This is a genomic window from Ruegeria sp. B1 (assembly GCF_056535885.1).
The window spans coordinates 908,743-920,826 of record NZ_JBQFJA010000001.1 but is presented as its reverse complement, the minus strand read 5'-3'; the positions used below and the strand labels follow the sequence as shown (position 1 = coordinate 920,826).

Here is a 12,084-nt window from a genome sequence, read left to right as displayed (position 1 = left end):
TCTAACCAATGGCCGTGCCTGGCTCACCCAAACACTGACCGCTATCGCAAACGGGCATAAACAGTCCAACATCAGCAGCCTGATGCCCTGGAATTACGCCACAGACCTGTAATCGGTGCACCGCCTTCACTTTATCCTGAAAATGACGCAGAAATCTCAGCGGCCCAATGCATGTACCGGCTGCTGTTCTCCGCCGTCCCTGAGGCCCTGGTTCAGACCTGCATCGTGCATCTGGTGCGCTATGCACTGCGCAGCTCTCTCGGCAGATGAAGTGGCCGAAACATCTGCCCGTGCGGCTCAAAACCTGTGACTGAGGGCAAACCCAATGTAGGGATTGGGGTCACCGCCTTGTGCGCGATATCCCGCGTTAAACAGAATTTCCGGTCCGGGGGCTTCTGAAGCAAGCTGATAGGTCAGGCCAATATCTATCGGCCGCACTGAAGATGTAATCTGCACAGTTTGAGAGCTTCTTGTCACGCCCGTGCTTTCCTGACCGGCCACTGCTGCAACCCTGTCCCGGGGGAGATCGATTGAAATCTCACCAGAGGAGATCTGGAGCGGACTGGATATCGACAAGCGCATCGTGCCTGGGCTGCCGAGAAAGCGTTTCTTGCTGATTGAGACGCTGCCGGCACGCCCCGTCAGGCTTTGCCGCCAGTGACCAGGCCTGCCTGTTTGAAATCTGTCCTGCTTTGCGTGCCCGATACCGTCAGGAGCGTGCCCTGCCCGACCGCAACAGATCCGGATATTTCCAAGAACGAGGTAGAGCTGCGTCCGCCCTGACCCGCGGCTCCCATAAAGCGGGATCCAAGGACTGTGCCGTTTTCTTCTATGAGGCCGAACTGGGCAGAAAGGCCTGACCCATCTTTGTCTTTTGCTTCAAGCCCTATGCTGGTCCTTGAGAAGGAGCCCGTGGATGATCCGACCGCGTGGTCAGTAATAAGGGCCAGCGCTTGTGTGAGTTCAAACTTGTGCCTGAATGAGTAGTCTTCTGTCAGAAGCTGTCCAAATGGATCTGCGTCTGGATCTATGTCGCCGAGAGTTATCTCATAGGAGAACACATCCCCATCAAAACGGAGACCTGTTCCGTGATCTGAACGCATGAGTGTGAGGCTGTCGCTGGCCTTTGTTTCCCGTACAAAGGTGGGGCGGGGTTCTGGCGCCTTGAGTTCGGAGACCAGGGCACTGGCAGCAAGCTCAAATCCGCGCGTATACTTATCTGCAACCATCAGGGTCTGCCCTGCGAGGGCCTGGTTGAGGGCTGGCGCCAGGGCGCCGCTGGCGACGATGCCGGTTTCGGCAAGAGGCATGGCGGCGCTCTCGGTGGTGTTCCCCTGGTAGACAACAAGCTCACCCATAGGAAGCATGGCGCGTTCCAGATTGAGGAGACCCTGCCCGTAGATCGGGTCAACACCCGGCTCACCGAGGTCTTCAGCTGCAGCGAACATAATCTCAGCGATTACGGGGGCGGTCAGGTGAGGCCACTGGCTCTTTAACAGAGCGTATCCTCCGCTGACGTGTGGGGCCGCTTGGGACGTTCCGCTACCGATAGCGAGGCCACCGCCATTACTGGTGCTAATGACATCTGCGCCTGGCGCTGCGAGGCAAAAGTGCATTGCGAGGCCACAGCGGTTGGAGGACCAAGCCGGGCTGAAGTCCGCTATTTTTTTGTCTTCATCCACTGCGACGACGGCGATGAAATAGCCGTCGTATTCGGGCAGTAAGACTGGAATGCCTGCAGTGTATGCAACCTCGGGCAGGCTGTGGTTTCCTGCAGCAACTACAGATATCAGGTCAGCAGATTTGGCTGCATTCAGAGCGTTGATGGTTGCGGGTCCAAGAGATGCTTCGAGCTGGGAGCGGCTTGAAAAATTAGTGATTGGAATGGTGACTCGTTTATCATCGACATAAACCCAGCTGTTGTTCATGACGTGCGCACCGGCCGCGATTGAACGGTTTATGGCATCAGCCCATACGTCTTGAATAGCTGGGGATTCGGTATTGTTGCCTGGAATTCCCTTGAAGATGACAAGCTCAGATCGAAAAGCAACGCCGTGTGTGCCCCGACCGTCTTTCCTGCCTGCAGCGATGCCGGCAACGTGGGTACCATGGCTGCCAGTGTCCGAAATGATGCTGGAGTTTGCGAAATACGAGTAGCTGTTTTGAAAGTCAATTTTCCCGAGGAAGTCTCGGTTGCCCACATCGATGCCACTGTCCAGGATTGCAATTTTTATACCTTTTCCTTGTCCGCCTTTTGCGTATCTTTCATCAGCTCCAATCAGAGACAGGCCATAGTTCCGGTTGAATTCCGGGGTTCGGAAGTCAGCAGGTCTGTCAGGACTGGGAGTGGGGCTGGGACCGGGGCCTGGATTGGGGCCGGGGCCTGGGTTGGGACCGGGGCTGGGACCTGTCTCAGAGACTTCACTACCGCCATCGTCTGCGAGAGAGATTGCAGCCGCCATTCCGACGATCCCGAGACCGACCATCAAACCAGGTCCGGAAGCTTCCCCGGCGCCTGCCTGCGAAGAGGACTCTCTTCTGGTGGCTGGCACCCGGTCTAACGTTCGACTGATGTAGTCCTCCATAATCCCTGGTCGGTTCAGGATAATGTACTCTTTCGCATCCTCGGAGGTCGATGGATCTCGCGCATGTTCGCGGACAAGGTAGCTCAAGACCTGTTGATCTGAGTAGGAGGCGAGTTGGCCTGCGTAGATATTCGCCGCGACGGAGGTGGCAAAGGTGACAATGGCCGTGGTGGGCAGGGCTAACGTCTTAAACAGGCGCATGATGATTGCCATTCTTTAGCTGTTGAAATGTAATCACTGGCTTGCCACTGCGAGCCTATGATACTGAAGAACCGTCGGACCCACTCGGCTCGCAAGTAACAGACTGAATGTATTGCAGATGTGGGCGAGCTTATTATCGATCATTCGGTGGGCGAGCCATTCGTTTACTCCCCAATACTGGGACTTGGTTACTGCAATGGGAAATACTCCGATCCTATACTTGAATAGGCATCGGCTATGACACGGCCTGCGCCCGCCAAATTTTCATTTCATCAACACGGTCTGGTGAAAAGGTGCTCTATTGTGCGAGCTTCCTGTGCGCAAACCTGCTAAGCGATCTTCGGGAGAGGGAATGAGAAGACCGCGACACATCCTGTGCAGATTGTAAGGCTGGCAAGCAGAATTGTGGCCCATAAAGAGCCTGCGTGCTGACGTTCCAGCACGCGCATGCCATGCTTTGCGCCGCTGGTTCTCTAGAACACGACTTTGAGGCCTGCGTTTGCGCTCAGTGCGCTGGTGTCGCCAGCGGTGCTGAGCCCGGTGGCATAGGAGGCTTCGCCAAAGAGATCCACGCGATCGGTCAGGGCGTAGTTGCCGCCAAGACCGATCCCAACCGCCCAGGGCTCACTCTCGGTTGTCAGGGTCGCCCCGGCAACATCCACCTCGCTGCCCGCGCCAAACTCATGGAACAGGTTCACGATGCCATAAAGGCGGTGTGCCCCTTGTTCCTGCGCACCAAACTCAAGCCCAAGCCGCAGCTGCCGGCTGGCCGCATCCTCAAACGTCACCTGCTCCCCGTAGCGCTCACCCTCAAAGTCATCAAACCCAACTGAGGACAGGCTCAGCTGCGCCTGCGGGATCACCGTCAGACCGGACCCCAGATCAAAGCGCTGCCCGGCCTCGATCGACAACGCAAGGCCCGTGCCCCCGTTGTCTTCGGTCAGGGTTCCAAGACCATCAGCGGCCAGGTCACTTGTATAGGACGCCAGTGTCACCTGCCCGTCGACATAAAACCTGCGCGTGTCATACCACGTGGCCGAAAGGCCCAGACCCAGGCCCGTGGTGTCAATCGAACCATCTCCAAAATCTGAGGTCACCGACGCACTCCCCGTGGCGTAGGAGAACATCAGCCCACCCACAAGCAGCCCCGCCCCGCTCTCGCTCACGACAACATCCGCGCCGATCTCCATCTCCCAGATCGAGCTGTCGAGCGCGGCCCCTGTTGTGCTGTGCTCTTCCGACAAGGTGACCTGTTCTGTCCCCATCTGGAACCACAGCGGGGTGTCCCTGTTTTGACCCGACGCTGCCCCGTCCCACGCCAGGCTGCGGAAGTCCTGTGAGCTGCCCCGGCTGCGCAGCGACGCGGGGCCAGTGAGGGCCAGCAGCGACTGACCGTAGCTGTCATAGATCGGCGCAGAGGGTTGATAGTTTCTCCCACCGGTCTCGGACATCGCGCTCAGCGACCAGCCGTGGCCATCCCCCGCCTCGGTCAGCCTATAGAGGTGGGCGCCCGAGACAACCGCTTGCGACCCGTCCGGGGTGACATGGTTGCCATCCACAAGGGTGAAGGTCCCGTTAAACGTTCCGCCAACAGTGACCACATCGATCTCAAGCGGTGTGCCTTCGCCACCGGCGCTGTCCAGGCCCGCAATCGACAGCATCATCTCGCCCGACGCGTCGCCCTTGATCTCGAGCCTGTCGGAGTGCGCATCATTGCCAGCGAGAACTGCATCCAGGGCAAAGACACTTGTTCCCGATCCGGTGTAATCCCCCTCAATGGTGATCACATCATCCGCATCCCCGTCCTGTACACTCAAAACAACAGAGCCATCATTGATCACATCCCCTGCAATGCTCACAACGGTGGGGGTATCCCCTGCCCCGCCCGTCGCGCGGAACGCAGACCTCTCGTCGATCTCCATATCCTTATTCAGCGTGATACTTTCCCAGTTTGTGAGGTTGAGCTCCGTGGCTTTCATGACTATCGGGCCATAGATACGGCCCTCAAGCGGGACATCCGGGGCATCGGGCGGGCCATTGAACGTCAGCTCATCACTACCGCCCACCCCGCCGTCCAGAATATAACGCCCCTCATCGAGGGTTAGGGTTTCAATAGTGACTGTATCGTCGCCCTCACCGGCATAAACATCGCCTGTAAACTTGTTGTACTTCTTCTGATCCGTATCGAACGCAGTTCTCAGCGTCAGCTCGTCGCCCCCCGCCCCAAGAAGAATATCACCGGTGATTGTCCCCGAAGAGGTGATCTCCGTATTGCTATCCCCGTCTTGTATCGCAATACCTGATGCCTCCCCAATCACATCGGCCAAGGCGTGGATCCTAATCTCCCCTTGACGCCGGGGAGACCAGAGCGGGAGATCGTTCGGATCGCTGCGGCGTTGCCAGTTCCGCCAGTCACGGACCCGTCGACGCGTATGTCAAAGTCTGTCGCACTCTCAGCGCGGATCCCGTCTGCATCCTCTCCGGAAGCCTCGACAGTACTGCCGCCGCCCAGATCGATACTTGCCGTCGCGGCTGCTGAAAACGCGTTAAGCCCATGCGCTTCTTTCCCACGCGTTTCAACCGTGCCGCTGTACATATACACCTCTGCAGCACCATAGACCGTGTGGATCGCAGAAACCCCATGGGCTCCTTCACCGAAAGTCTCGATATCAGCTGTGTTGCCTACTACCGCCGTCGCCGTTTTGTTCCCCCTGTTATAGCTCCACGCAAATACCGCATGGGCATCTTTCCCCTCCGTGGTGACCTTGCTGTTGCCCGTCACTTCCACTTTCGCCGTGCCACTGCCGTTGGAGCTCGCCACAATCCCATAGCCATTGTTACTCTTTGTTAAGATCTCCCCGCCGCTCATTTTCGCAAGCGCCACCGCCTTATCTGCGTCGATCGTCCTATTCGCCTCGATATACGCCCAAATCCCGTACGTATTGTCCGGTTTAAACCCTAGAACAGCAGCAGATGCTTCGTCCGTGGTGGCCTTCGTGATGATCGTGCCGCCGCTCATTTCTGCGATTGCCAGGCCAGTGCCATTGGTCTGCACAAACATTCCATAGGCACGGTGACCTTCCGTTGTGATATCCCCGCCCCTCATGATCGCCTTCGCCGTGGCGTCGCTATCCTGATTACTGATCTGCGCAAAAATCGCGTACGCCCGCGACCCGTTACTCGCGGTGATCGTGCCACCCTCCATCTCCGCGGTCGCATTGCCCCAGCCCCCCTCGCCATTCACCTGGCTGATACTTGCCCATAGCCCGTAAGAATTACCGTCCCGGATCGCGCCGTCAGCACCACGAACGTTTGCCCCACTAGTGGCGATTTTCGTTTGCTCACCCACCATCAGGACATGCGCATTGCCGCCACCCCTATTGCTCGCCAAAACCCCATGAGCCTGCCTGTCGCTTGTAGTGATAGTCGCTCCATCTTTCACGGTCACATTAACGTTAGCGCTATTCTCCACCTTCTCGACCTGCGCAAAAATCGCCATAGCATTTGGGCCAGTCGTTTCAATCCTACCGGACTCCATTTGCACGGCAATATTGGCTCCGTTCTCCGCAGTTGTTTTCGCAAACACCCCAAAGCCGTCGTTCGTGACGTCAGCATTATTGAGATTCAGAGTGAGCCCATCCGATCCGGCGTTATAGGCGATGCCGTTAGTGTATGGGGTCGCCCCGTCACATGTGACGGTGGAAGTGCCTGAACAGCCCGCCTGCGCCTCGCCTCCGGAGCACAACACCGCAGCCGTGGCCACGACCAAAAGGCCTGGCGCAATGCTCGCCACCCGCCCTTTGAACTTGGTCAATCGGCCAGCCTGAACCAAAACGTTAAGCGCGCGAAGGGCGGGCTGGATGTCCAGATTCTCGTTTATCATTTTGAAACTCTCCTGTGCGGGGTATTGCCAACGTGTTTGAGCAGGATCGGAAGAAGCCCCTGCCCGTCAGACGGCATAAATGCGGGCATTGAGATTGGCTTCGGCCGGAGGTGTCGTGACAGCCTCGACCAGAGGCGAACCACGTCAGTGATCGGCCGTGGTGCTTTCGCGCCATCCGTCCTTATCGTGGTTAAAGTTATGAGGAGGCCACATCAGACCCCGAACCACCAATAGCCAAGCGCGCATCACGGGCATCGGGAACGATCGCGCCAGACCATCCAATCCGGAGACCGTGATTGGACGTCCAGTTACCCCATGTGCAATGGCCGGCCCGGGGCCAGGTGTCAGACTGTAAGGATGATGTGACCGGTGGGTGCTGCTGTCTGCGCCAGGGCGCAGCGTTTCGGGAACCGATGAACCGATGAACCGATGAACCGATGAACCGATGAACCGATGAACCGATGAACCGATGAACCGATGAACCGATGAACCGATGAACCGATGAACCGATGATACGCCAGACCCACCCGGCCTGCAAGTAACAGGCTGAATTTATTGTGGATATTGGCGATTTTCAGCCAAACATCTGAGGGGCAATCAGCTGGTTCCATAGCTAATGTTAGAACCCGCTGGCCGCATTAGGGAAATTCCCAAATCCTATATTTGGATAGACATCAGCTATGGTGGGCCCTGCGCCTGTTAGATTGCCACTTTGCCAACATCGGCTAGAATCACGTACTTTCCGGGATACCTTCCAGAGGCTCACAGGGATCGCGTTGGCTCGGTTGGGAATAGTCAAAATCCAACAAATACCTTGCGCAGATTCGCAAGCAGGTGATTGTCGAAATCATCGTCGCGCCGATCTGCCTCGTCGATGGCCTCATCAAGATTCTCGTAAATCGCCGTGGTCAGATCTTCGGCAATTTCGGTGAACTCGGCGACTGACCAAATTCCAATACCGAACCGCTTCGGAAAACGGCCTAACTGGTTTTCGTCGGCGACACAGCCTTTGCCTGTTTCGATGGCAATCTGTCGCGCGATCCACATAGCTTCCAGTGGAGACCATGAATCGTGGGGGGCTGTGGTAATGTACTCCGGACTTGCGGTCGTGCCCTCGCGGAGCGTCCGCGGTGTTTTGGATTTGTTTAACTGAGCAGCCTCATCTGACTGGTCCAATTTGATTGTTAGTGCATCATCATCCTTTGATCCATCGGTATGATTATTTAGGGCGATAGCCCAGAGCACTGTGGGGCCGCCTTGTGTTGTAGTGTTTCCTGCATTGTTCGATCAGAATTTGAGCTTCGCGCAGGTTGTAGAAGATTTCACCGTTGAGCAGGTCATCCCTGAACCGACCATTGAAACTTTTACAGTATCCGTTCTCCCACGAGCTCCCAGGTTCTATGTAAGCCGTCTTGGTGCTGACGGCAGCAATCCAGTCTCGGACAACCTGGGCGACAAATTCCGGCCCGTTGTCTGAACGTATCAACCGGCGCGCCGCGAAGTATGAAGTCGAGGGTTTTGCCGAATTTATCGATGGCTCGATAAAGGTAAGCCCATTCAACCCAACAAAATAAAAACTTTGAGAACGTTATGCGCGTTATTTTTTATTTATGAGCATTATAGCAGCAGCATCAGAAACTGACAATCATACTCGATAAGTAGCCCTTATCATGACTGTTTGATTTCCCCACAAAACCGGCCCAGAATAACCACCATGACGACGCCTCAGCCCTATTTGCCCGGTCCCTCCCCTGCCCTCTCCACCGCCGATCAGGAGGCGCTGACCGATCTCTATATCCGCGGCACCCCGGCCAACACATTGCGGGCTTATGAACGCGACCTGCTCTACATCACCGCCTGGAAGACGGCCCGGTTCGATCTGGCACTGCGCTGGCCCGAGAGCGAGGCCACGGCGCTCGCCTTCCTTCTCGATCACGCCCGCGATCTGAATGACGCACCAGAAACGGATGTGGCGCGCGAAACCGCAGAAGCGCTGATTGCTCAGGGGCTACGCAAGTCCCTCGCCTGCCCTGCCCCCTCGACGCTGGACCGGCGCATCGCCTCCTGGCTGGCCTTTCACCGGATGAAGAACCTCGCTGCGCCCTTTGACGCGCCGCAGGTCAAACAGGCCCGGTCCAAGGCGCGCCGGGCGGCGGCCCGGCCCCCTGCCCCGAAATCGCAACATCCGATCACCCGCGATATTCTCGAGCAGTTGCTGGCCACCTGTCGGGGGTCCCGGCGGGATTGCCGCGACCGCGCCATCTTGATGCTGGGTTGGGCTTCTGGCGGTAGACGGCGCTCGGAGATCACCGGGTTGATGTTTGACGACGTCTCGCTCAAGGAATTCGACGAGAAAAGCCTGGTTTGGATTTCTCTGCTGGAGACCAAGACGACAACCAAAGGTGAAACGCCGCGGCTGGTGCTCAAGGGGCGCGCGGCACAAGCGCTGGTCCATTGGATCGAAGTAGGAGAGATCAGGAACGGCCCCCTGTTCCGCCCCGTCTCAAAGGCCGACCGGGTGCTGAACCGCCGCCTCAGCCCGGATGCCATCGCGCAGATCGTCCGGCACCGATTGAAACTGGCGGGCCTGCCCGAAGGGTTTGCCTCGCCACACGGGCTGCGCTCGGGCTTTCTGACCCAAGCCGCGCTGGATGGTGCCCCAATCCAGGCTGCCATGCGTCTGTCCCTGCACCGCTCCATGGCCCAGGCACAGAAGTACTATGACGACGTCGATATCGCCGACAACCCGGCGACGGACTTGTTGGGGTGAACTGGCGCTAAACGAAGAAGGCGGTAACCCATGGGTTACCGCCTTTGAAATCAAGAAATCTGAGCATGGGTAACCCGCGGGTTACTACTCGTTCAAAACAGCTTCGAAAGCTTCAACCGCTCTCTGGAGCTTCGACCGGTCAATCGAACTAAAGTCCTGACCAGACAATATCCTGCACTCTCCTTTTCGCGCAGTGACTTTTGAGCCTCCCACGTGGAACTCATACTTCACGCTCTCGGCTTTCTCACGTCGCTTGCCACTACCCGGTTCAGCATCAGTATCTGCCAAGAAGGCATCCAGCGCCTCATTTTGCTCACCGGCTGTGGATGCGCGCACCAACACATCTCTTAACCCAGCAGCTGAACCCGATGACGCTCGAAGTTTACGCGCAACCTCAACGCCAAGGTTTCTGGAGACACTCTTTGGAAACAGCAACGCACCCTCAAGTTCATTGAGCAGATAAACAAAGCTGCGAATGTAAGAGCGTTTCATCTTGTGCAAAGATGAGTACAGCCTTCCGACCAAAGCTTCTGCATCCCCAGCCCCCAACTCTGAATCTTTGGCAGCAAGAATTGCGACTTGCGCCATCTCAGCAAAAGTCAGGTCCTCCCGAACAACGTTCTCCTCAACCATGTCAATGTAGAGGTCGATGCGATCGCTCTGGGATTCGGCAACTCGCGCTGTAACACTGGCAAACCGTTCATCACCAGTCTCTTCATAAAGCTGCTTAAGAGCAGTTACTCGTCTCCAACCTTTTTTGAGCTGGAAGCGACCATCTGAATCTTTGTAAAGTTCTATGGGCTCCTTCTGGCCACGTTCCTGAATTGAAGCCTTGAGTTCATCCATCTCATCGGAACTTGCGACGGCCGAGAGATCCAAGCGATCTCTTGGCAGATCTGTCGTATGGATTTCATTGATGCCTACCGCAACCAAGACTCGCCCTTCGTCACGAGCTCTACGATACTCCTTGGCATCGGAGGCATTTTGCCGTCGCTGTTCGACACGGTTCTCAGTGCTTTCATTTAAGCTGTTTGCTGTCTCGCGCACCGCAGCCCCCATCGGGCCCACTTCGCGGCGGCGTGTTTTCTTGAGGTCATCTTCATCAATCGGAGTGAAGCCAAACTTATTACCGCTCATTCTACCCGCTCCTCAACTTTAGTACGTGCCTCCCAGGCCCGTAGGACAACATCCTTAAATTCGCTGTATGCACTATCAAAGGACTGACGTGCCCGTTTCCATGTGTCTCGAGTCATCTGTCTGTAGTCTTGCTCGTAAACAGACATCTGGAATCTGCCTGACTGCTCGACGGCACGCGTCATTTCGATAGGATTTTGACAGACGTCGGCTCCGAAGACATTTTTAAAAGCGTCCATCATCGCGACATGCAAAGAGTTGCTAGCCTCGAAGCGAGTCATGAGAACGCGTATATCATCGAACCGTTTAGGAAGAGTAATTCCGGCATCCTTTGCAATACGTTCGAACCCGCTGGTTATGTCTTCCAAGGCATCGCCAAGCTGACCAAGATAACTCGTTGTACTGTCATACTCCCAATAGCCAGGACCAGACGGAATATAGAGAATGTCAGCAGCAAAGGCCGCATTCAAAGACTGGTATCCAATTGCCGGCGGGCAATCGAAAACAATCAAATCATATTGGTCATCAGGCAACTCATCGAGATATCTTGCTACGCATCCAAAAAAACTCCACGCCTTGTGAATGGACCTGTACTGAGCGGACGCAAATTCAACGAAGGCCGCGTTCGCACAGCTCGGGATGATGTCGATCGTCGACCATGAAGTTCTTTGAATGAAGTCTTGTACACGTTGCGCGCCAATCGACTGAACATCTTCAGGCAATTCGTCGGCAGTAGGGTAGGGGCAATCTGCGGGATCATCATATTCGTCCGCGATCCGGTTCGCCTCACGGCAGAGATCGCGGCACATAATGCCCCAGACAGTATTCCACTCTCTAACTTCAGCCAGACCCATTGAATGCGTGAGTGTCGCCTGGGGGTCGAAATCCACCACCAGAACACGGTAACCATCAAGCGCGGCCGCATTCGCCAAGTGCTGGGCAACGACAGTTTTGCCGACACCACCCTTAAAGTTCGAAACCGCTACCCTCATAGCCCGGCCTGCCGGCCTTTGAGGCAGAAGGCTTTTACCTCTAAATCTCAGGCGCCGTCTCAACTCATTTATCTCAGCCAGAGAAAACCATCTTTGCCGCCCATCATCTTCAGTCGCCCCTTGCGGAAGAGACGGGTCTTCTGCCAACTTCTTTCTCAAGGTGTCCGCCGGGACATCAAACATGAACTGGCTAATTTCCCAGATCGAGAATGGTCGAAGCACTTTCTCGTCAGCGGGCGAGAAAGTAGCGCGGCGGACGGCAGCCTGTTGAGCCAGGCTTCGTTCGTTCATAGCTTGAAGGTCGGTGTGGTCACGCATGGTGCTGCTCTTGTTATATCACGAATACCTTCTAATAACGCGATTTTCGAAAACTGCAAAACGTAAAGAATGGAATTTCCGCTTTTTCGCCTCCGACTCTGTAAAAACGGGAGGTATTTCGAAAGCGAAGCTATGTTTTGGTGACAGGCAGCGATCAATTACCAGATATATGGTGACACTCGACCCCCATTAGGGTGACAG

At 56.1% G+C, this 12,084-nt stretch carries 9 protein-coding genes and 2 pseudogenes; 2 read left to right on the top strand and 9 right to left on the bottom strand.

Going from position 1 to position 12,084, the window contains the following annotated elements:
• Positions 1–13: 13 nt before the first annotated feature.
• Positions 14–112 (top strand): annotated as a pseudogene (locus tag ACR3ES_RS04395) (transposase domain-containing protein); the annotation flags it as partial.
• A gap of 185 nt (positions 113–297) precedes the next feature.
• Here ACR3ES_RS04395 and ACR3ES_RS04390 read toward each other — a convergent pair.
• The 7 genes and pseudogenes from ACR3ES_RS04390 to ACR3ES_RS04360 all read right to left on the bottom strand — a co-directional run.
• Positions 298–582 (bottom strand): hypothetical protein, encoded by a 285-nt coding sequence (locus ACR3ES_RS04390; RefSeq protein ID WP_480474240.1) that lies wholly within the window; start codon positions 580–582, stop codon positions 298–300.
• Between the two features lie 59 nt (positions 583–641).
• On the bottom strand, positions 642–2,786 hold the full coding sequence (locus ACR3ES_RS04385; RefSeq protein ID WP_480479730.1) for a S8 family peptidase: 2,145 nt from the start codon (positions 2,784–2,786) through the stop codon (positions 642–644).
• Between the two features lie 473 nt (positions 2,787–3,259).
• A complete protein-coding gene (locus ACR3ES_RS04380; RefSeq protein ID WP_480634767.1) occupies positions 3,260–5,104 on the bottom strand; it encodes an autotransporter family protein in 1,845 nt (614 codons plus the stop codon).
• A complete protein-coding gene (locus ACR3ES_RS04375) occupies positions 5,101–6,669 on the bottom strand; it encodes a hypothetical protein (protein ID WP_480634693.1) in 1,569 nt (522 codons plus the stop codon). The genes ACR3ES_RS04380 and ACR3ES_RS04375 overlap by 4 nt, the downstream gene beginning before the upstream one ends.
• A 344-nt stretch (positions 6,670–7,013) precedes the next feature.
• Complete coding sequence (locus ACR3ES_RS04370) at positions 7,014–7,280, bottom strand: hypothetical protein (RefSeq protein ID WP_480424906.1); 267 nt, start codon at positions 7,278–7,280, stop codon at positions 7,014–7,016.
• 184 nt (positions 7,281–7,464) lie between these two features.
• Positions 7,465–7,716: a hypothetical protein gene (locus tag ACR3ES_RS04365; protein WP_480424905.1), complete on the bottom strand. Its 252-nt coding sequence runs from the start codon at positions 7,714–7,716 to the stop codon at positions 7,465–7,467.
• A 137-nt stretch (positions 7,717–7,853) separates the two neighbouring features.
• Positions 7,854–8,177 (bottom strand): annotated as a pseudogene (locus ACR3ES_RS04360) (integrase core domain-containing protein); the annotation flags it as partial.
• A gap of 206 nt (positions 8,178–8,383) precedes the next feature.
• Here ACR3ES_RS04360 and ACR3ES_RS04355 point away from each other — a divergent pair.
• Positions 8,384–9,439, top strand: a complete 1,056-nt coding sequence (locus ACR3ES_RS04355) for a tyrosine-type recombinase/integrase (protein WP_480424903.1) — start codon at positions 8,384–8,386, stop codon at positions 9,437–9,439.
• Between the two features lie 84 nt (positions 9,440–9,523).
• Here the strand turns inward: ACR3ES_RS04355 and ACR3ES_RS04350 are convergent, their stop codons facing one another.
• Positions 9,524–10,576: a ParB N-terminal domain-containing protein gene (locus ACR3ES_RS04350; RefSeq protein WP_480424902.1), complete on the bottom strand. Its 1,053-nt coding sequence runs from the start codon at positions 10,574–10,576 to the stop codon at positions 9,524–9,526.
• Positions 10,573–11,883: an AAA family ATPase gene (locus ACR3ES_RS04345; protein WP_170474763.1), complete on the bottom strand. Its 1,311-nt coding sequence runs from the start codon at positions 11,881–11,883 to the stop codon at positions 10,573–10,575. The genes ACR3ES_RS04350 and ACR3ES_RS04345 overlap by 4 nt, the downstream gene beginning before the upstream one ends.
• Positions 11,884–12,084 lie beyond the last annotated feature (201 nt).